Origin of the sequence: Nonomuraea sp. NPDC049480 (assembly GCF_044465905.1) — a bacterium.
In the GTDB taxonomy this organism is placed as follows: Bacteria; Actinomycetota; Actinomycetes; order Streptosporangiales; family Streptosporangiaceae; genus Nonomuraea.
In genome coordinates this window covers 12,811-31,521 of sequence record NZ_JBITMD010000029.1, presented here as the reverse complement: position 1 = coordinate 31,521, position 18,711 = coordinate 12,811, and the positions used below count along the sequence as shown (strand labels likewise).

Annotated in this window: 23 protein-coding genes, 1 tRNA gene and 1 pseudogene; 14 read left to right on the top strand and 11 right to left on the bottom strand. The window is 68.7% G+C overall.

The annotated features are described in order from the left end of the window. Nucleotides 1–13 precede the first annotated feature (13 nt). Nucleotides 14–277, top strand: coding sequence for a hypothetical protein (locus tag ACIBX3_RS49980; protein ID WP_397127787.1), 264 nt, complete (start codon nucleotides 14–16; stop codon nucleotides 275–277). A 168-nt stretch (nucleotides 278–445) separates the two neighbouring features. On the opposite strand, the gene ACIBX3_RS49975 is transcribed toward ACIBX3_RS49980, so the two are convergent. From ACIBX3_RS49975 to ACIBX3_RS49955, 5 genes are all read right to left on the bottom strand, one after another. Beyond that, on the bottom strand, nucleotides 446–1,927 hold the full coding sequence (locus ACIBX3_RS49975; RefSeq protein WP_397127786.1) for an alpha/beta hydrolase: 1,482 nt from the start codon (nucleotides 1,925–1,927) through the stop codon (nucleotides 446–448). A 503-nt stretch (nucleotides 1,928–2,430) separates the two neighbouring features. Next, nucleotides 2,431–2,517: transfer RNA gene (locus tag ACIBX3_RS49970), tRNA-Ser, on the bottom strand. A gap of 10 nt (nucleotides 2,518–2,527) precedes the next feature. Next, on the bottom strand, nucleotides 2,528–2,983 hold the full coding sequence (tadA, locus tag ACIBX3_RS49965; RefSeq protein WP_397127785.1) for a tRNA adenosine(34) deaminase TadA: 456 nt from the start codon (nucleotides 2,981–2,983) through the stop codon (nucleotides 2,528–2,530). A 13-nt stretch (nucleotides 2,984–2,996) separates the two neighbouring features. Beyond that, nucleotides 2,997–3,473, bottom strand: coding sequence for a tRNA adenosine deaminase-associated protein (locus ACIBX3_RS49960; protein ID WP_397127784.1), 477 nt, complete (start codon nucleotides 3,471–3,473; stop codon nucleotides 2,997–2,999). Between the two features lie 18 nt (nucleotides 3,474–3,491). Next, on the bottom strand, nucleotides 3,492–4,007 hold the full coding sequence (locus ACIBX3_RS49955) for a tRNA adenosine deaminase-associated protein (RefSeq protein WP_397127783.1): 516 nt from the start codon (nucleotides 4,005–4,007) through the stop codon (nucleotides 3,492–3,494). A 141-nt stretch (nucleotides 4,008–4,148) separates the two neighbouring features. On the opposite strand from ACIBX3_RS49955, the gene upp reads away from it, so the two are divergent. From upp to ACIBX3_RS49930, 5 genes are all read left to right on the top strand, one after another. Continuing rightward, nucleotides 4,149–4,787, top strand: coding sequence for a uracil phosphoribosyltransferase (gene upp / locus ACIBX3_RS49950; protein WP_397127782.1), 639 nt, complete (start codon nucleotides 4,149–4,151; stop codon nucleotides 4,785–4,787). Between the two features lie 154 nt (nucleotides 4,788–4,941). Beyond that, nucleotides 4,942–5,166, top strand: coding sequence for a hypothetical protein (locus ACIBX3_RS49945; RefSeq protein WP_397127781.1), 225 nt, complete (start codon nucleotides 4,942–4,944; stop codon nucleotides 5,164–5,166). Nucleotides 5,167–5,419: 253 nt separating this feature from the next. Beyond that, nucleotides 5,420–5,953 (top strand): PH domain-containing protein, encoded by a 534-nt coding sequence (locus ACIBX3_RS49940; RefSeq protein ID WP_397127780.1) that lies wholly within the window; start codon nucleotides 5,420–5,422, stop codon nucleotides 5,951–5,953. Nucleotides 5,954–6,002: 49 nt separating this feature from the next. Continuing rightward, nucleotides 6,003–7,394: a helix-turn-helix domain-containing protein gene (locus tag ACIBX3_RS49935; protein ID WP_397127779.1), complete on the top strand. Its 1,392-nt coding sequence runs from the start codon at nucleotides 6,003–6,005 to the stop codon at nucleotides 7,392–7,394. Between the two features lie 99 nt (nucleotides 7,395–7,493). Continuing rightward, nucleotides 7,494–8,168, top strand: a complete 675-nt coding sequence (locus tag ACIBX3_RS49930; RefSeq protein ID WP_397127778.1) for a FadR/GntR family transcriptional regulator — start codon at nucleotides 7,494–7,496, stop codon at nucleotides 8,166–8,168. A 61-nt stretch (nucleotides 8,169–8,229) separates the two neighbouring features. Here ACIBX3_RS49930 and ACIBX3_RS49925 read toward each other — a convergent pair whose 3' ends face one another. Beyond that, nucleotides 8,230–9,066: an SDR family oxidoreductase gene (locus ACIBX3_RS49925; RefSeq protein ID WP_397127777.1), complete on the bottom strand. Its 837-nt coding sequence runs from the start codon at nucleotides 9,064–9,066 to the stop codon at nucleotides 8,230–8,232. After that, nucleotides 9,063–9,350, bottom strand: a complete 288-nt coding sequence (locus ACIBX3_RS49920; RefSeq protein ID WP_397127776.1) for a hypothetical protein — start codon at nucleotides 9,348–9,350, stop codon at nucleotides 9,063–9,065. Before ACIBX3_RS49920 ends, ACIBX3_RS49925 begins: the two co-directional genes overlap by 4 nt. Nucleotides 9,351–9,412: 62 nt before the next feature. Between ACIBX3_RS49920 and ACIBX3_RS49915 the strand changes: the two genes are divergently transcribed. Further along, a complete protein-coding gene (locus ACIBX3_RS49915; RefSeq protein ID WP_397127775.1) occupies nucleotides 9,413–9,880 on the top strand; it encodes a MarR family winged helix-turn-helix transcriptional regulator in 468 nt (155 codons plus the stop codon). 96 nt (nucleotides 9,881–9,976) lie between these two features. Here ACIBX3_RS49915 and dnaN read toward each other — a convergent pair whose 3' ends face one another. The 3 genes from dnaN to ACIBX3_RS49900 all read right to left on the bottom strand — a co-directional run bounded on the left by dnaN (nucleotide 9,977) and on the right by ACIBX3_RS49900 (nucleotide 13,306). Further along, nucleotides 9,977–11,074, bottom strand: a complete 1,098-nt coding sequence (dnaN, locus tag ACIBX3_RS49910; RefSeq protein WP_397127773.1) for a DNA polymerase III subunit beta — start codon at nucleotides 11,072–11,074, stop codon at nucleotides 9,977–9,979. Nucleotides 11,075–11,225: 151 nt separating this feature from the next. Further along, the gene (locus ACIBX3_RS49905; protein WP_397127772.1) at nucleotides 11,226–11,879 is read right to left on the bottom strand and encodes a LuxR C-terminal-related transcriptional regulator; all 654 of its coding nucleotides are present in this window, start codon (nucleotides 11,877–11,879) and stop codon (nucleotides 11,226–11,228) included. Beyond that, the gene (locus tag ACIBX3_RS49900; RefSeq protein WP_397127771.1) at nucleotides 11,876–13,306 is read right to left on the bottom strand and encodes a sensor histidine kinase; all 1,431 of its coding nucleotides are present in this window, start codon (nucleotides 13,304–13,306) and stop codon (nucleotides 11,876–11,878) included. Before ACIBX3_RS49900 ends, ACIBX3_RS49905 begins: the two co-directional genes overlap by 4 nt. A gap of 109 nt (nucleotides 13,307–13,415) precedes the next feature. On the opposite strand from ACIBX3_RS49900, the gene ACIBX3_RS49895 reads away from it, so the two are divergent. Both ACIBX3_RS49895 and ACIBX3_RS49890 read left to right on the top strand, forming a co-directional pair. Further along, on the top strand, nucleotides 13,416–14,321 hold the full coding sequence (locus ACIBX3_RS49895; RefSeq protein WP_397127770.1) for an ABC transporter ATP-binding protein: 906 nt from the start codon (nucleotides 13,416–13,418) through the stop codon (nucleotides 14,319–14,321). Continuing rightward, entirely contained in the window at nucleotides 14,318–15,049 is a 732-nt protein-coding gene (locus ACIBX3_RS49890) for an ABC transporter permease (RefSeq protein ID WP_397127769.1), read from the top strand. Before ACIBX3_RS49895 ends, ACIBX3_RS49890 begins: the two co-directional genes overlap by 4 nt. A gap of 2 nt (nucleotides 15,050–15,051) precedes the next feature. Here the strand turns inward: ACIBX3_RS49890 and ACIBX3_RS49885 are convergent, their stop codons facing one another. After that, nucleotides 15,052–15,966, bottom strand: a complete 915-nt coding sequence (locus tag ACIBX3_RS49885) for an SMP-30/gluconolactonase/LRE family protein (protein ID WP_397127768.1) — start codon at nucleotides 15,964–15,966, stop codon at nucleotides 15,052–15,054. Between the two features lie 56 nt (nucleotides 15,967–16,022). Between ACIBX3_RS49885 and ACIBX3_RS49880 the strand changes: the two genes are divergently transcribed. The 5 genes and pseudogenes from ACIBX3_RS49880 (at nucleotide 16,023) to ACIBX3_RS49860 (ending at nucleotide 18,460) form a co-directional block, all read left to right on the top strand. Beyond that, nucleotides 16,023–16,454, top strand: a complete 432-nt coding sequence (locus ACIBX3_RS49880; protein WP_397127767.1) for an Lrp/AsnC family transcriptional regulator — start codon at nucleotides 16,023–16,025, stop codon at nucleotides 16,452–16,454. 9 nt (nucleotides 16,455–16,463) lie between these two features. Next, the gene (gene soxR / locus ACIBX3_RS49875; protein WP_397127766.1) at nucleotides 16,464–16,949 is read left to right on the top strand and encodes a redox-sensitive transcriptional activator SoxR; all 486 of its coding nucleotides are present in this window, start codon (nucleotides 16,464–16,466) and stop codon (nucleotides 16,947–16,949) included. A 57-nt stretch (nucleotides 16,950–17,006) separates the two neighbouring features. After that, nucleotides 17,007–17,444: pseudogene (locus ACIBX3_RS49870) on the top strand (sigma-70 family RNA polymerase sigma factor); the annotation flags it as partial. 52 nt (nucleotides 17,445–17,496) lie between these two features. Continuing rightward, nucleotides 17,497–17,898 (top strand): nuclear transport factor 2 family protein, encoded by a 402-nt coding sequence (locus ACIBX3_RS49865; RefSeq protein WP_397127765.1) that lies wholly within the window; start codon nucleotides 17,497–17,499, stop codon nucleotides 17,896–17,898. A gap of 112 nt (nucleotides 17,899–18,010) precedes the next feature. Further along, nucleotides 18,011–18,460 (top strand): universal stress protein, encoded by a 450-nt coding sequence (locus ACIBX3_RS49860; protein WP_397127764.1) that lies wholly within the window; start codon nucleotides 18,011–18,013, stop codon nucleotides 18,458–18,460. Nucleotides 18,461–18,711 lie beyond the last annotated feature (251 nt).

The window sequence follows — 18,711 nt, the reverse complement described above, 5'->3', positions numbered from 1 at the left end:
TTTGGAGAATGCCGTGTGGTATCCGCAGCCGCCGCCGCATGGATACGGCTACGGCTTCCAGCCGCAGCCACCACCACCACCGCCCAAGGCGGGCAACCTGGAGATGTTCCTGCTTCTGGTCATCGGGCTGCCGGTGATGTTGCTGGCCGCGGGCAGCGCGGTGTTCTTCGTGCTCACCGACCGCGGGACGGTGTCCGTAGCCGACGCGCTGGAGAGCGGGGACACCGGAGAGGTGCCGACGGTGCGGATCGAGACCGGCACGACGCCGCCCGCATAACGCGGGGAGACCGCTCCGGACGCCCCATGCCCCCAAGTGGGGAGCGAGATGATCTTGTCGTGGTGCCCGACGTTCGGCCCATGGTGATTCAGAGCCGCATCGAGCGTATGTGGCAGCCTGACGCATAGGTGGCACTCGTCCTCGGCGGCGGGCTGCCTTTTCTTGTTGCTACCGCACGGCGGGGCAGTGGGTGCCGCGCGGTGGGACCACGAGGTCGGTGAGGTAACGGTCAACGGTGTTCTCCATACAGGGCCCGCTGGTGGCGCTGCCGTGGCCCCAGCCGTCGTAGGTCAGCAGCACGCCCTTCGATCCGAACTGGCGGGCGACGGACGCGGCCCATCGGTGCGGCGTGGCCGGGTCGTGCAGCGCGTTCGACAGCAGAACGGGCGGGGCCTGGTGCGCCGCCGGATCGAGAAGATGCTGGGGGTTGGCGGTCGGCGCGCCGAGGCAGGCGGCCACCATCCGGAGGGGCAGCAGGTACGGCATGTCGGGGGCGGCGGCGTTCATCCGCCGCACCAGCGACGCGTACCCCCGATAGTCCCGTACGGGGAGACGCCAGTCCGAGCAGAAGATCGAAGTAGTGGGCGGCAAGGGGGACAACCTCGGCGCCGGGCCGTTCACCGGCGCGCTCCTGTCCATCGCATCGATCTCCTTGGCCAGGCCCGCGAAGTCGCCCCGGTAGAACCGCTGGAAGGCGATCGCGTTGACCAGGTCGATCGAAGACACGGTGGGGCCCAGCCTGCGCACCAGGTCCGGCGGGGTGGCCAGCCTGCCGCTCTCAGCGCGGGCCAGCAGTTCCTTCCAGACGGCTCGTACGTCGCGGTCATGGAGCGCGCACGTGGGGTTGGGGCCGCACCACTTCACGAACTCGTCGAAGAGATCCTGCGCGGCCGCCGCTTCGTTCTCCAGGAAGGTCCGCGTGCGGGGGACGCTGTGGTCCATCACACTCTCAAGCACCATCGCCCGGACGTGACGAGGATAGGTCTCCGCGTACTGGGCGCCGAGCATCGTGCCGTACGAGCTGCCGTGGAAGGTGAGCTTTCCCTCCCCGAGCGCCACGCGGAGGGCCTCCAGGTCCTGGATCGCCTGGGCCGAGTCGAGGTGGTCGAAGATCCCGTTCGTGGTCTGCTGACGGCAATCGTCGCGCAGCTCCCGGTTGTACCTCACGGTCGCGTCGAAGTCGGCCTGGCTGGTCATCTCCGGTGACGGGCGGGCCGTGAGCTTCTCCGGTGGGCAGGTCACGGGGCTGCTGCCGCCGACTCCGCGGGGATCGAAGCTGACGATGTCGAACCTGCGGCGGACCTCGGCGCTGAAGCGCGTGATGCCGGTGCCCACACGTTCGACGCCCGAGTCACCGGGTCCGCCCGGGCCGAAGACCAGGGTGCCGACTCGCGTTCCCGGGCCAGTAGCCGTGCGGCGCGCGATCTTGAGATCGAACGTGGGCCCGTCGGGACGGGCCCAGTCGACGGGCAGCCGGAGGCTCGCACACTCCGCCCCCTTCCACACCGCCCACTCCGGACTGTCCGGTTTGCAGGGTGTCCATTGGATGCTTGTGACCGCCGCCGTCGGCGCTGCGTTCACGAGGGGAGCGGCGCCGAGGCTCGAACCGGCCACGAGACCCGCGATGACGAACGCGGCCACGCTGTGCATGAGTGTTCCTCCTGGAATGGATCTTGGGCGCTCCGTACGTTAGGTGCGGGAAAGCCCGAGCAGAACCGTTCTCAGGGACCGTTCAGGGGCGGCTCAGGGATGGTTCCGGGATGGGCTCAGGGATGGGCTCGGGGCAGAACACGGCGTAGCACTTCGGCGAGGTGAAGCCCGCGGCGGGCGGTGCCCTGGCCCGCCTGTGTACGGGACGAGAAGCCGTCGGCGAGGGGCAAGGCGTCCTCCGCGCTCGCCGTCGCGTCCGTTCTCGCGCTTGCCGGCGATGTACCAGACGACGCGGCAGCTCACGCGCCCCTTGACGCCCTTGCGCGGTTCGATCGAAGCCATGTCTCTGGCGTTCCTTCCGAGTCGGAAGGTGAGCGACCACCGACACCAGGAGACCGTCTGCGTGATCATGGCTGAGGGCTGATGCCCCCAAAATCCCCTCATGATCTTGGCAGACGAAGGGCCCCCGACCTGTTGTCCAGGTCAGGGGCCCAACTTAGCGGCGGTGGTGGTGGGATTTGAACCCACGGATGAGTTGCCCCATCACACGCTTTCGAGGCGTGCGCCCTCGGCCACTAGGCGACACCACCGCGAACGAGCTTACCGGATCCGCCGAGCGGCAAAGAACCGCTTTAGGACGGCCGAGCATTCGTCTGCCAGGACCCCCATGACGACCTCGGGCCGATGGTTGAGCCTGCGGTCGCGTACGACGTCCCAGAGCGAGCCCACGGCCCCGCCCTTCTCGTCGACCGCGCCGTACACGATGCGATCGACCCTGGCCTGCACCGCCGCCCCGGCGCACATCGTGCACGGCTCCAGCGTCACCACGAGCGTGCAGCCGCTCAGCCGCCACTCCCCTCGTGCCGCGGCCGCCCGCCGGAGTGCGAGGATCTCGGCGTGCGCGGTGGGGTCGGCGGTGGACTCGCGGTCGTTGCCGGCCGCGGACAGGACCTCGCCGCGCTCGTCGAGCACGACCGCGCCCACGGGGATCTCCTCCCTGGCGGCCGCCGCTACGGCCTCCGCCAGGGCCAGGCGCATGGCCTCCTCGTGGGTCACCGGTCTCGGGGCGTCAGCGCAGCCGGTCGAGCTCGTCGGCGAACGACAACCGCTCGGCGATCACCGACAGGATGTCGGCGGGCAGCATGCCCTCTTCCATGCTGAGCTCCAGCAGCTCCTCCGAGCTCACGCCCAGGTCGCTGAGCAGCTCGAAATCACCGGCCGGGCGTACGCCGAGCCCGTTGCTCTCCTTGTCCGGCGCCACGCCGGCGAACTCGGCGAACAGCTCGCCAAGGCTGTCAGAGATTGTGGCGTGCACGTCGGACAGGAACACGCGCGGCTCGTCCTCGCCCCGGTAGCGGGCGATGGCGAACCACTCGTCCTCCACCTCAACGCAGAGCAGGGCCAGCTCGTCGCCGGTCAGGCTCAGGGCCTCTATGACGGCGTCGCCGAAGTCGTCGACGATCTCAGCCTCGCTCAGATCGACCTCGGCACCGCTCCAGCCGTCGGAGGTCCTCACAAAAGCCGCAGAGAAGGTGTTGGACGCCATGTCCGTCGCTCCAGGGGGTCAGCCGAAGACCGATTCGATGGCACGCTCGAACGGCTCGGAGAAGCCGAGCCGCGCGGCGATGCTGGACAACACATCTTCGGGCAGCAGATCGATGTCGCCGGAGAGGATGCCCAGCTCCATCTCGTCCAACCCGAGATCGGCGAAGATCGACAGATCTCCGGCGGGAAGCACGGTCTCCTCGTCCTGAAGGATCTCGTCGAGCTCCTCCTCGTCGGGCACGGGCACGTCCAGGTAGTCCAGGACCTGCTCCGCCAGCGGGAAGTCCCACGAGGCGGCGATGTCGGACAGGAAGACGTCGACCCGATCACCCAGGACCCGCAGCGCCACGAAGAACTCGTCCCCCACGGCGACCAGGCCGATCGTGCCGCTCTCGCTCGGCTGCTGCCGCAGAGCGTGGATCAGACCCTTCAAGTCGGACGTGAGCGTGACCGGCAGCAGCTCCGCATCCCAGCGCTCGTCTTCGCGATAAACCACGATGGCGAAGTCGAGCGCATCTTCGTCTGTCATCGCCATCCCCACCCGAACACGACAGATATCACCAGGACCCAATCGTTCCAGAACCGGCGACTACCCGTGTGCCTCTCCGACCAAATTGTGATCAAAACCAATACCGCGAGGTGCTGGGGGATCGCCCGCAAGATAGCGTTGTCCTCCATGGAGACCCTCGTCGTCGATCATCCGCTCGTGGCGCACAAGCTCACCGCGCTACGCGATGTCGGCACCGACTCGCCCACTTTCCGCAGGCTCGCGGACGAGCTGGTGACACTGCTCGCGTACGAGGCCACCCGCGACGTGCGTGTGATCGATGTCACCGTCGAGACCCCCGTCGCGCCCGCCAGGGGCGTGCACCTGGCCAAGCCCTATCCGCTGGTCGTTCCGATCCTGCGGGCGGGACTCGGCATGCTCGACGGCATGACGAGGCTGCTGCCCACGGCCGAGGTGGGGTTTCTCGGCATGATTCGCAACGAGTCCACGCTGGAGGCGGAGACGTACGCGACGCGGCTGCCCGACGACCTGTCCGGGCGGCAGTGCTTCGTGGTCGACCCCATGCTGGCCACCGGGGGGACGCTGGCGGCGGCCGTGCAGTTCCTCTTCGACCGCGGGGCCGTGGACGTCACGGCCATCTGCCTGCTGGCCGCCCCTGAGGGCCTGGCGCACATGGACAAGGTGTTCGCCAACTCCGGCAAGCCGATCCGTGTGGTGACCGCCGCCCTGGACGAGCGGCTCAACGAGCACGGCTACATCGTGCCGGGCCTCGGCGACGCGGGCGACCGCCTCTACGGCGTCGTCTGAGCCGTCCCGAGCACCTCCGGACATCATTGCCATTACGCAGCGTCGTCACTTCGTTACATAATGTGGTTGGGTGGGTACGAAGAGACGGGAAGGCAACTTCCGCATGCGCGTGGGGGAGCACGATGAGCGACATGCCCAGTGCCGAGGTGTCCTCGTGAACGAGCACATCGAGGCCGATCCGACTCCGTACGCGGAGGTTGAGGCGGTGCTGCGCGAGGAGTTCGCCGGCGTCCACTCCACGACCACGGTGACGCGCTGCGTCGAGGCAGCACACTATGGCGCGCTGGAGGTCACCGGCTACGCCCATCCGAGCCTGGTCGAACGCATCGCGCGCAAGCACCTTCACGTGCTGGCTCTGGTGGCCAGCGAACGTGGCTAAACCAAGATCAAAACTAACCCGCCAAGTCACCTTTACCCGGGCATCCGGGTGGGTAATGTATACGGCGGGTGGAGTGGGTAAGTGGCACGGAGGCGACAGTGCAGGTCAAAAAAGTCCTCACATACGGTGGTATCGCATTTGTGGCGTACTACCTGTTGGCCCGACCATCTGACGCCGCTGACGCGGTGAAGGGGGCGTTCGACACGGTGTTCAACGCGGCCGACTCTCTGGCCCAATTTGTGAACAGCCTCTCATGAGACTTGTGACCCACGGGGACTCCGCCCCGGCGTCGGTCAACCGCTACCTCCTCCCCCACGAACAACAAGTCCTCATGGTGCGGCGGCATCCTGCCATCCTGCTGCGCCCGGTCGCCGAGGTCTTCGGCGGCCTGGTCCTCGCCGGGCTGCTCAGCAAGTTCTTCGGCGGCGGTCAGGCGGGCGGTACGGCGCTCGTCGTCGTGTGGTGGCTGTGGCTCCTGCTTCTGATCCGTTTTGTATGGAAAGTCGCAGAGTGGTCAGTCGATTACTTTGTGGTGACTTCCAAGCGTATGTTGCTCACCACCGGCCTGATCACCCGCAGGGTCGCAATGATGCCCTTGGGCAAGGTCACCGACATGAGCTTCCAAAGATCTCTGCTTGGGCGCATGCTCGGTTACGGTGAGTTCATCCTGGAGTCCGCCGGTCAGGACCAGGCCCTGTCAACGGTCGAGTACATTCCGTATCCGGAGACCTTGTACCTCGAGGTCTGCCAGATGCTTTTTCCCAGCAAGGACGACAGCGACGATTAATCTCCGGGTGGCAAATTCTTCACGCGGGGATACCAGATTCGGCTACTTCATGCAATCATTGCGTGTTGTTGACCCCTTCCCCGCCTTGAGAGATGAGATGCCGAGTCAGGGAACCATCGGTGACCGCGTCCGTGGATTGCGGCTGAACAGGCGAATGTCGCAGGCCCAGCTGGCCGGACCCGACCTGTCTGACAGTTATGTCTCGCTCATTGAGTCGGGCAAGCGCACGCCGACTCCAGTCGTAGCTCGGCTGCTCGCCGAGCGACTCGGGTGCACAACCGAGTTCCTCCTTCACGGGATCGAGCCTCGGCAGCGCATCGACACCGAGCTCGGGCTGCGGCACGCCGAGCTCGAACTCCAGCACGGCGACTCCGCTGTCGCCGCCGACCGCTTCACGGAGATCGTGAAGGCGGCCGACGAGGAAAACGCCATGCTGACCGCGCAGGCCCGCTTCGGCAGGGCACGCGCTCTCGAGGCCCAGGGTCGGCTCGGCCAGGCGGTGGAGGCGTTCGAGCGCCTGCGCAGAGAGGCCGCTGCACACCCCGAGCGGTTGGCCGACCTCCCGCTCACCATCGCGCTGAGCCGCTGTTACCAGCGGGCAGGCGACCGGCTGCGGGCCCGCGACCTGGCCGCGTACGCGTTGGAGCAGGCCGAGCGGCTGTCCGTCACCGAGGGCGAGATCGCCGTCGACCTGGCCGCCGCGCTGGTTGAGGCCCGCAGCGAGCGGGAGGGCGACACCCCCGGGCTGGCGTACGTCAAGCGAGTGCTGGACACGACCGGCGTTCCGCATGTTGTGGACCGTTCCGGAGAGGTTCACGCGTTGTGGCACGCGAGCTCCGCGGCGGCGGCAGGCGAGGACTCGGCGCTGGCCGTGCGCCTGGCCGACGACGCGATCATGGCGGGCCGTGAGGCCCGGCTGGCGCTGCAGCTCGCCCGGGCCGCCATGCACTGGTCCAGGATGGCCACGGCGCCGATCGACGAGGCCGAGCAGCTCATCACGGGCGCGTCTCAGGTCTTCGCCGGTCTCCCCGCCACGGCGCGCGAATACGGCGAGAGCCTCGTCGTCCATGCGCGGGTCCGGCTGCGCGCCGGCGACCTGGCAGGCGCGGTCGAGCTGGCGGGCGCGGCGCTGGAGCTGTCGTCCGACCGGGCCGGCACGACGCCTGCCGAAGCACGCCTCGTGCTCGCCACCGTGGCGCTCGCCCGGGACGGGAACGCCGCGGCGGACCTCGAGACGGCGTACCGGACGCTCGACGGGCTGAACCGGCCGGTGTTCGGCACCGACAGGCAGGCCGCCCGCTGCTGGCGGGAGCTGGGCGACCTCTACGGCAGGGTCGGGTCCACAACACAGCAGACGGCCGCATATCGTAAGGCGCTCGAAGCTGCCGGAGTTCGCTCCGCCATGGCAGGGGTGACGGCTGACGCCACAGTTTCCCGCTGAACCTCCGGGAGCTCCAGATTTGGCTTTTGCGGTCTGGAATAATTAGGGTCTACCAGTCATTGACTCATAGGATGATTGGTTTCCCGGAGGAGGCGGACTGTGAGTCTGCGTACGGCGCAGCGGGCTTCGCTCGTCGACCAGGTGATCGATCAGCTCAAGGAGCAGATCACCTCAGGATCGTGGCCGATGAACGGCAAGATCCCTACCGAGACCGTGCTCGCCGAGCAGCTCGGAGTGGGGCGTAACACCGTTCGTGAGGCTGTACGCGCGCTCACGCACGCCGGGCTGCTCGAGTGCCGTCAGGGCGACGGCACTTACGTCCGCGCGACCAGCGAGCTGTCCGGCGCCATGCTGCGGCGGCTGAAGCAGGCCGAGCAGCTGGAGATCCTGGAGGTACGGCGCGCGCTCGAGGTCGAGGCCGCGCGCCTGGCCGCCACCCGGCGTACGGACGAGGACATCCTGCGCATCGAGGCCGCGCTGGCGGAGCGGGAGCGCGCCTGGGACCTGGACGACCCCGATCTGTTCGTCGAGGCCGACCTGGCGTTCCACATGGCGGTCGCGCACGCCACGCACAACCTCGTGCTCATCGACCTGTACGAGGACTTCTCGGCGGCGCTGCGCGCCAGCATCACGGCCGCTGGGACGTCGCTGAACAAGAGCTACATCCCGCACGACGCGATCGCCCGGGCCATCGCGGCCGGGGACGCGACGGCGGCGGAGCGGGCGGGGCACACCTGCATGGAGCACATCCTCATCGCCCTCACCGAGTCCTGACCTCTTTCCTGGACCCCGCGCCGCTTGCCGGCACGGGGTCCTTTCGCGTCCGGCAGGGGCCTCATGGGCGCAGCAGGGCGGCGTGGTCCTTGGCGAATTCGGCGAACGACCTGCCGGTGCGGCCTGTCACGTCCTCGAACGTCGAGGTGGTGAAGTCGCCCCACCCCTGCGCGTACGCCATGAGGTATTCCGTGGTGACCGCGGCCATCCACTCTGACAGCCCGGCCGCCAGCATCGAACGGTGGGCGTCGTCCGGCGTGACCGGCCGGTAGGCGATCGGCGTGCCGTACACCCGAGTGAGGTCGGCGGCGGCGTCCCGTAGGGAGATGCTGTCCGGACCCGTGAGAGTGTAGGTCTCGCCCTTGTGCGGCGCGGGATCGCGCAGGACCGCGGCGGCGAAGTCGGCGATGTCCCGTACGTCGATCAGGCCCATCCTGCCCTCGCCCGTCGCGCCGTAGAGGGTGTCGCCGTTGACCGAGCCGAAAAGGTTCTGCATGAAGAAGGCCGGGCGGATGACGGTCCAGTCGAGGCCCGAAGCCGCGAGTTCGACGTCCGACAGGGCGTGCAGCCGGCCGTTGCGGGTGGGCGCGTCGTGGGCGGCGCCAACGGCCGACATGCGTACGACGTGTCCCACTCCTGCCTTTTTCGCGGCCCAGACGGCGTTCATGCTCGCATGCGGCGCCTGCGGACCCATCGCGGTCAGCAGCCACAACGTGTCCACACCCTTGAACGCCTGGTCGAGGGTGGCGGGATCGTCAAGGTCGCCGACCGCCACCTCCACTCCCGACGGCGCCTTCGACGCGTCGCGCACCAGCACCCGCACGTCGTCCGCGCCTTCCAAAGACCTCAGCAGGGCGCCGGAAACGGTGCCGGTGGCGCCGGTGATCAAGATGGTCATCGTACGGTCCCCTCTTCCATGGAAACGAGCTCGTCGATCTGGTCGAAAAAGGCCCGGATGCCGGGCAGGTTGGCGCCCTTGGCGCGGGAGGCGGCGAAGTCCTCCGGCGCACGCCACTCCACGATGTCCAGCCACTCGTCCTCGGACATGCGGATCAGCTTGGCGCCCAGGAATCCGGCCCGGTCGGTCTGGAAGTCCGCGATCATTCCCGGTCGGGCCGCCAGGAGCAGGTCGGCATGATCGGGCGAGACACGGAACCTGGTGAGTTCCATCGTTGTCGTCATGCCACGACGATATAGTAAGAATTAGTGACGGTCAAGATTAGTGACTAATAGGAGCGTGTGAGGTGCGCAGGAGCGAGCACAAGCAGGAGGAGCCCGATCTCGGCATCCTGTCCAGCCGTACCCTTTTCGGTCTGCAGCGGGAGCTGTTCGCCAAGATGAGCGAGCTGGGGCATCCGCAGGTCAAGCCGCGGCACGGGGCGGTGCTGGCGTACCTGGACGAGGAAGGCAGCAGGGCCACCGACCTGGCGGCGCAGTCGGGCCAGCACAAGCAGGTGATCGGCACGCTGGTGGACGAGCTGGTCGAGCTCGGATACGTCGAGCGGCGGCCGGACCCGGCCGACCGGCGGGCCAAGCTCATCGTGCCCACCGAGAGGGGCCTGGATCACATGGCCAAGTCGGACGCTGTTCTCGCCGCGATGGAGGCCGAGCATGCGCGGGCGGTGGGCGAGGAGGCGTACGCGGAGTTCAAGCGGCTCTTCAAGCTGGTCGCCGCCCGCCAGACGGCCCCGGACCGTACGGACCCACCCTGACCGGCGTGACTACGTGGCCGGGGTGGGCAAGCGTCATGCACTCTCCCTACCGAGGCGGGGTGCTACCCACGCCGTCAGACGAGCCCCGGGACTCGGTCAACTCTGGCGGAGGGACATGACCAGGTAGCGGAAGGCGGGCTGGGCGTCGCCCGGGACGTCCTGGATGAGGGCGGGCCGCGTGGGTGACTCCATGTTGATGCAAGCCACCTCCGTCTCGACCCCGATCAGCCCGTCGAGCAGGAACTGCGACTGGAACGCGATCTGGATGTCGTCCCCGCTCAGCTCGCACTCGACCACCTCGGTCCCGCGCCCGATGTCGCCCCCGCCTGCCTGGATCAGCACTTGCCCCTGGGTGAACGACAGCCGGATCGCCGTGTTGCGCTCGGCCACCAGAGCGACCCGCTTGATCGCGTTGACGAACGGCGTCACCGCCACGTCCGCCCTGATCGACCAGTCACTGGTCAGCCTGGAACGGTAGTCGATGAACTGCTCGTCCAGCAGCCGCACGGTCGTGCTGCGCCCCACGCTCTCGAACCCGGCCACCCCGTCGCCCATCGCGACGGACACCTCGCCGCCGCGCAGCGACTTGGCGACCTCGACCAGCACCCGCGCCGGCACCATCGCAGAGAGGGCGACGTCGGGACCGGCCGGACGCCAGGTGAAGTCGCGAGCGGCGATGCGGTAGCGGTCGGTCGCCGCCATGGCCACGGATTCGCCGTCGATGTCGACCCTGATGCCGGTGAGCATGGGCAGCGTGTCGTCGCGGCTGGCGGCGGGAGCGACCTGGGCGACGGCGGAGGCGAACACGCCGCCGCCTATGGCGCCGATGCTGGGCGGCATGGTGGGCAGGGTCGGGAAGTCCTCGACCGGCATAGTGACGAGCCCGAACTCGGCGCTGCCGCAGGTCAGCACCGCCTCAGGACCTTCGGTAACGATCTCTACGTCGTCGGCGGGCAGGCTCCGGCTGATCTCGGCCAGCAACCGGCCGGGGATCAGCACGCTGCCTTCCTCGGCCACGTCGGCGTCGATCGCGGCCCTGGCGGAGACGTCGTAGTCGAAGGCGGACAGGCTCAGCTCCTCGCCCGCCTCCAGCAGCAGCCCGGACAGGACGGGCACCACAGGGCGGCTGGGCAGGACTCGTGCGGCCCATGCCACCGCCTCTGCCAGTACATCGCGGCTAACCCGGATTTTCACCTGTTACACCCCTTCGTCGCGCCGTGCCTCTATGAAAATAGCCGAGGCGACCGACAACACCGGTCGCCTTCGGCCGAGGCTTCATGGGCCTTCCGTCAGGTGCACGGCTTCCCGGTGCCCGAGACCGTATGGCGCTTCCGCCAGGCTGTCGTCAGCCGCGGCTGTTGAGGTACGCGAGCACGGCCAGCACGCGCCGGTTGTCGTCGTCCGACGGCGCGAGGCCCAGCTTGCCGAAGATGTTCGCGGTGTGCTTGGCCACGGCGCTCTCGCTGAGATAGAGCCGCTGGGAGATCGCGGCGTTGGACCGCCCCTCCGCCATGGCCTCCAGCACCTCCCGCTCGCGCGGCGTGAGCGCGGCCAGCGGCTCATGCCTGGCGTTGCTGGCCAGCAGCTTGGCGATGACCTCCGGGTCCATGGCGGTGCCGCCCGCGGCGACCCTGCGTACCGCGTCGACGAACTGCTCGGCGTTGAAGACCCGGTCCTTGAGCAGGTAGCCGATGCCGCCGGAGCCGTCGGCCAGCAGCTCGCGGGCGTACAGCTGCTCGACGTGCTGGGACAGCACGAGAATCGGGAGGCCCGGCACCGACTTCCTGGCCGCGAGCGCGGCCTGCAGGCCCTCGTCGGTGAAGGTCGGCGGCAGGCGCACGTCCACGATCGAGACGTCCGGGCGCAGTTCGAGCAGGCCCTTCAGCAGTTCGGGGCCGCTCTCGACGGCGCCCACGACCGTGAAGCCGTGCGCCTGGAGCAGGTGGACCAACCCGTCTCTGAGTAGGTAGAGGTCTTCGGCGATGAGCACACGGTTCATGAGCACCAGAGTTTGGTCGGCGTCGCGTCCGCCATCCAGCGCTCCCGGTTGTGGGTGGCGGGGATCCAGATGGCAAGGGCGTGCATGGAAAGCCCGAGCACGATCATCCCGATGATCGTCGGCCACTGCCAGACCTCGGGGAGATGCAACGCGAGGAACCAGGACTTCTGGTCGAAATCGATGATCTTGAAGATGGCCGCCACGATCCCCTGCGGAAAGGTCGGGCACCAGGCCGTCAACCACAGGAAGGCGAGCAGGATCGCCTTCCGGCGAGGGAGCCTGGACAGGTCGCCCGCCCAGTGCTCCGGCAGCGCCCTGGGCAGCCCCATCATCACGGAGGTGGGGCCGCCGGGCGGGCTGTTCAGCGCGAGCACCCCGTCGAAGGCGGCCAGCCGCCGTTCGATGCCGGCCAGGCCGCTGCCCTTGGCCGGATCGGCGCCGCCCATGCCGTCGTCGGTGACCGTGATGCGCAGGTCGGGGCCGTGGGAGCTGATGTCCACGATCGCCGACCGGGCGCCGCCGTGCCGGGCGGCGTTGGAGAGCAGCTCGCTGATGGCGAAGTAGACCGCCGCCTCCACCGGCGGCTCGGGCCGGTGCGGCAGATCCACCTCCACGGTGACCGTCAGCGGGCTGTCCATGGCCAGCGCGCGTACTGCGTCGGCGAGCCCGCGCTCGGCCAGGACCGGCGGGTGGATGCCCCGGATGACCCGGCGCAGCTCGGTGAGCGTCTCCGAGGACGCGTCCCTGGCCTTGGCCAGGAGCGCCTTGGCGGACGCGGGGTCGCTTTCCACGAGCTGCTCGACCGCGCCGAGCGTCATCCCGATCGCCACCAGCCTGGCCTGGGTGCCGTCGTGCAGGTCGCGCTCGATTCTGCGCATCTCGGCTGCCTGGGAGTCGGTCGCCAGATTGCGCGTGCGCTTGAGGTGGCTCACCTGTCCGGCCAGGCGGCTCTTGGCGGTCGCGCCGAGCAGTATGTCGCTCCAGAGTGCGTACAGACGCAAGCCCTGCGCGGGGAGCAGGACGAACACCGGTAAGAGTGCCACCTTGGTCACAGGTTCCAGCAGCAGCCAGAGATCATCGCGCCAGGTCGCCGGATCGCTGATCAACCACTTCCAGCGGTCGTGCCGGGCGGGGACGCGCGGCGACTTGTAGAGGGTGCGGTCCGAGCGGTACATCCCGTCCGCCTGCGGCAGCGGAGGCGGGGGCTTGGGGAGGTACGGGGCCTCGATCGGGATGCCCGTCCACGCGCGTGTCAGCCCCCTGTTGAGCTCGGCGAGCCTCCTGACCATCCGAACCTGCGGCGGGAACAGGAAGACCATGCCCATCGCCACCGACAGAAACAGCATGAGGAAGGACAGGATGATCGCCGGCACCTCGACGACGAGCAGCGCGAGGAGCGCCGCGACGTGACCGAACCTGCTGAGCATGCCTCCAGTGTGCGCCAGCGGGGGCGGTGCGGTCACTGCATCTAGGTACACCCTCGCCGGGCACCTAGCCAGCTTCTCCGGCGAACCGCCGGTTCCTAGCGTCGATGCCATGAAAATCATCGAAGTCAGGAACCTGCGCAAGCAGTATCCGAAGCACCTGGCGGTCGACGACGTGTCGTTCGATGTCGCCGAGGGTGAGATCTTCGGCATCCTGGGCCCGAACGGCGCCGGCAAGACCACCACGGTGGAATGTGTCGGGGGCCTGCGGGCGCCCGACGGCGGCACCGTACGAGTGGCCGGGCTGGACCCGCGGCAGGACCGGGACGAGCTGCGCCGGGTGCTCGGCATGCAGCTGCAGAGCGCCGCCCTGCCGGAGAAGATCAAGGTGTGGGAGGCCCTGGACCTCTACGCCTCCTTCTACCCCGACCCGGCCGACTGGACCGAGCTGATGGAGCGGGTCGGGCTCGGCGACAAGCGCGACACCGCGTTCAAGAAGCTCTCCGGCGGACAGCGGCAACGGCTGTCCGTGGCGCTGTCGCTCGTCGGCAGGCCGCGTGTGGCGGTGCTCGACGAGCTGACGACGGGGCTCGACCCACAGGCCCGCAGGGACACCTGGGAGCTGGTCGAGCAGATCCGCCAGTCGGGAGTGACGATCGTGCTGGTTACCCACTTCATGGAGGAGGCCGAGCGGCTCTGCGACCGGCTTGCGCTGATCGACGCCGGCAAGGTGGTCGCCACCGACACGCCCGCCGGGCTGGTCGCGCAGGTGAGCGGGGAGCGGAGGGTGCGCTTCCGCCCCTCGGCGCCGGTCGACGACGCCGTGCTGATGGCGCTGCCGGAGGTACACGAGGTCAGCAGGAGCGGCGACGAGATCACTGTCAGCGGCTCGGGCGACCTCGCGCCCGCGGTCACCCTCGCCCTCGCCCAGCGCCAGGTCGTTCCCCGGAACCTGCGCACCGAGCAGGCCACACTCGACGACGCGTTCCTCGCGTTCACCGGAAGGAAGCTGTCATGAGAAAGATCCTCTTCCTGGAGACCAAGCTCTACCTGCGCGACTGGCCGTTCATGGCGTTCACCATCGGCCTGCCGGTCACCCTGCTGGTCGTGCTGGGGCTCAGCATCCCGACGATGACCAAGGTCGGCGCATCCGGGCTGCGAGGCGTGGACGCGCAGATGCCGACCATGATGATGCTGCTCTCGCTGCTCGTGCTGGCCTGCAGCGTGTTGCCGGCGGTGCTGACGACGTACCGGGAGCAGGGGGTGCTCAAGCGGATGTCGACGACGCCCGTGCATCCCGCGCGGCTGCTGACCGTGCAACTGCTGATCAACCTGGCCATGGGAGCCGTCTCCACGGCCGTCCTCATCGGTTCGGCCCGGCTGGTGTTCGGAGCGCCGCTGCCGCGGCAGTGGGGCTGGTTCCTGCTGGTCTTCCTGTTCGGCACCGCCGCGCTGCTGGCGATCGGGCTGGTGATCGCCGCGCTGGCGCCCAACGGCAGAGCCGCTCCCGGGATCGGGTCGGTGGCGATGATTCCGCTGGCGTTCTTGGGGGGCGTGTATTTTCCACGCGAGATAATGCCCGACACACTGCGGACGATCAGCGACTTCTCCGTGGCCGGACCGGTCAACCAGGCGCTCACGGACGCCTGGGCAGGCCAGGCCCCGCAGCCGCTGCACCTGGCGGTGATCGTCGGTGGACTGGTGGTGTTCGGGGGCCTGGCCGTGCGGTTGTTCCGGTGGGAGTGAGGCTAGCGCCCGGCCCAGACCGGGCGCGCGCCGGTCACGTTGGTCATCAACGAGTAGAGCGAGGTGGCGGCGGCGATGAACACGCGGTTGCGCTTGGGCCCCCCGAACACCAGGTTGGCGGCGGACTCGGGGAGCTTGAGCCGGCCGATCAGGGTGCCGTCGGGGTCGTAGCAGAGCACCGCCTTGCCGGCCACGGTCCAGATCCGGCCGGTGTCGTCCAGTCGCATGCCGTCGTAGTTGTCGTCCTCGCCGCCTGCGGCGAAGACCTTGCCGCCCGTCAGCGTGCCGTCCTCGCGCACCTCGAACACGCGCACGTGCCGCTCCCTGGTGTCGGCGACATACAGCAGGCTCTCGTCCAGCGAGAACGCCAGCCCGTTCGGCCTGACGAAGTCGTCGGCCACGATGCGCACCTCGCCCGTCACCGGATCGGCCCGGTAGACGTGGCAGCCGTCGATCTCCTGCTCGGCGGCGTGGCCCTCGTAATTGCTGAGGATGCCGTACGGCGGGTCGGTGAACCAGATGGAGCCGTCGGACCGGACGACCACGTCGTTGGGGCTGTTGAGCCGCTTGCCCTCCCACCGGTCGGCGATCACGGTGATCGAGCCGTCGTGCTCGGTGCGGGTGACGCGGCGGTTGCCGTGCTCGCAGGAGATCAGCCGGCCCTCGCGATCCAGAGTGTTGCCGTTGACGTAGCCGGACGGCTGGCGGAACGGCCCGACCGCGCCCGTCATCTCGTCCCAGCGCAGCATCCGCTCGTTGGGGATGTCGCTCCACACCAGGAACCGGCCCGCGGGGAAATAGACCGGGCCCTCCCCCCAGCGGGTGCCGGTGTAGAGCACCTCGATCCGGTCGTCTCCGCCGATCTCGGCGAACCGCTCGTCGAACACCTCGAACTCAGTGAGGATCGTCTCCGTCATGAGTCCTACCATACGCTGTTCGGCCTGAACTGAATATCACGAGATATCATCCTGTTGTGGATGAAATCGACAGGATGTTGCTCAGCCTGCTCCAGGAGGACGCGACGCGGTCGTACGCCGTGCTCGGCCAGGCGGTGGGCCTGTCCAGTGGAGCGGCGCACGAGCGGGTGCGCAAGCTGCGCGAGCGAGGCGTGATCAGGCGAACCACGATCGAGGTCGACCAGGCCGCGCTCGGGCGGGCGGTGACGGCGTACGTGCTGGTCGAGGGCAGCACGTGGATGGGTGGCAGCGCGGACCGGCTGGCGGCGATCCCCGAGATCGAGGAGGCGCACGTCATCGCGGGGCCCGCGTCGGTGCTGCTCAAGGTCCGTACGTCCGGGACGAAGGAACTGCAGGACCTGCTGCGCCGGGTGTTCGAGGTGGACGGTGTGACGGGAACGCAGACGGTCGTCGTCCTGGAGACGTTCTTCGAAAGAACCCTCAAGTAAGCTCCAGGTATGACCAAGGTCGTCTGGAACACCAAGGAGCTCACGGTCGGCCAGCTGGCCGAGCGCAGCGGCGTCGCCGTCTCGGCCCTGCACTTCTACGAGGCCAAGGGTCTCGTCAAGAGCCGGCGCACAGCAGGCAACCAGCGCCGCTACAGCCGTGACAGCCTGCGCAGGGTCGCGTTCATCAGGCTGGCCCAGCGCATCGGCATCCCACTCAAGACCATCAAGGACGCACTGGACGAGCTGCCGGACGAGCGCACGCCCACCCGCGACGACTGGGCCAGGCTGTCGGCCGCGTGGCGCGGGGAGCTCAACGATCGCATCCTGCAGCTGCAACGGCTGCGGGACGACCTGACGGACTGCATCGGGTGCGGCTGCCTGTCACTCGACCGGTGTCCGGTCGCCAACCCGCACGACCGACTGGGAGACGAAGGGCCGGGCGCCCGGCGCATCGACACCCACCTGTGCCCGCCCCAGGATTGCCGCGCCTCCTGATCCTCCGTCACGTTTGCCGGTTCTCATTCGTCAAGGACATGGAAACCCTGACGAAGGATGTGGCCTGTGAACACTGACGACTTTCTGGCCGGTCGGTTCGAGGAGCACCGCGCCCATCTCAACGCGGTGGCCTACCGGATGCTCGGCTCGCTCGCCGAGGCCGAGGACGCCGTCCAGGAGGCCTGGCTGAAGCTGAGCCGTACGGATTCCGGCGAGATCGACAACCTGGGCGGCTGGCTCACCACGGTCGTCGGCCGGGGGTGCCTGGACATGCTGCGGGCCCGTACCACCCGGCGCGAGGCGCCGCTCGAGCAGCGCCTTCCCGACCCGGTGGTCAGTCGCGAGCACGACGGCGATCCCGAGCAGCAGGCGTTGATCGCCGACGCCGTCGGCCTGGCGCTGCTCGTGGTGCTGGAGTCGCTGAGCCCCGCCGAGCGGCTGGCGTTCGTGCTGCACGACATGTTCGCGGTGCCGTTCGAGCAGATCGCGGCGATCGTGGACCGTTCTCCCGACGCCTCGAAGAAGCTGGCGAGCCGCGCGCGGCAGCGTGTACGGGGAACGCTTCCCCCTCCCGAGGGACCCGAGCCGCCGGCGCCAAGTCGTCGACGCCTTCCTGGCGGCCGCGCGCGGCGGCGATTTCCAGGCCCTGCTCGCCATCCTCGACCCCGACGTGGTGATGCGCATCGACGCGGGGGCCGGGGCGGAGGGCGGCATTCAGACGTTCCGTGGTGCGGCGGCCGTGGCCGGACAGGCGCGCGCTTACCAGCGGCACACGACCACGCGGCAGGTGCTGGTGAACGGCGCCGTCGGGCTCGTCAGCATGGAGAACGGGCAGCCGCGAGGGCTTCTGAGCTTCACCATCGCCGATGGAAAGATCATCGCCATCGACATCCTGTCCGACCCCGAGCGCCTGGCCCGGCTCGATCTGACGGCGCCGGGCGCGAACTGAACGTCGCCGGCCTGGGGTTTTCCTGAGTGTGACAGAGCAGACAGCGACTCGAGGAATGGCGAGTGATCACTTCTTTGCTCTAGCGGATGACTGAAGCGGAAGGGAGCACGCCATGACCATCCTTGTCGCCTACGACGGCTCGGCCGACGCGCGTACCGCGATCGAGTTCGCCGCCAGGCATCTCTCGGCCGAGCCCACCGTCGTCCTCACCGTCTGGGAGCCGCTGCTCGTGCAGGTACGCAAGTATCCGCTGGCCGGGATCGTCCCCTCTGACACCGGCGACGAGGCGCAGGCACAGGCCGAACAGCACGCCAAGGAAGGCGCCGAGCTGGCGATCGCCTCGGGACTCGCCGACGTCGCCCATCGGGCGGTCGCCGACAACGAGTCGACCTGGAAGACCATTGTGGACGTCGCGGACGAGATCGACGCCTCGCTGATCGTCACGGGCTCGCGCGGGCTGGCCGGGGTCAGATCGGTGCTGCTCGGCAGCGTCTCCAACCACGTGCTGCACCACGCACACCGGCCCACCCTCATCGTCCCGCCCGCCAAGACGCCCCGCTGAGACGGGGCCGCCCTCGTCGCGCCTCTTGAGACGGGGTCACCCCAGCTCCCGCAGGGCCGGCACGGCGGCCGCCAGGGTCGCCGGCTCCTCGTCGCTCCAGGGGCCGGCCGTGATGACGATCACATGGCCGATCCCGAGCGCGGCGATGCCGGCGCATCGCCGGGCGAAGTCGCCGGGCGAAGTCGTCCGCCGATTCGCCGTCGCCCATGCGGGTGTTCAACGTCTTCTCGATCTCCTCGTACGGGCGCCCG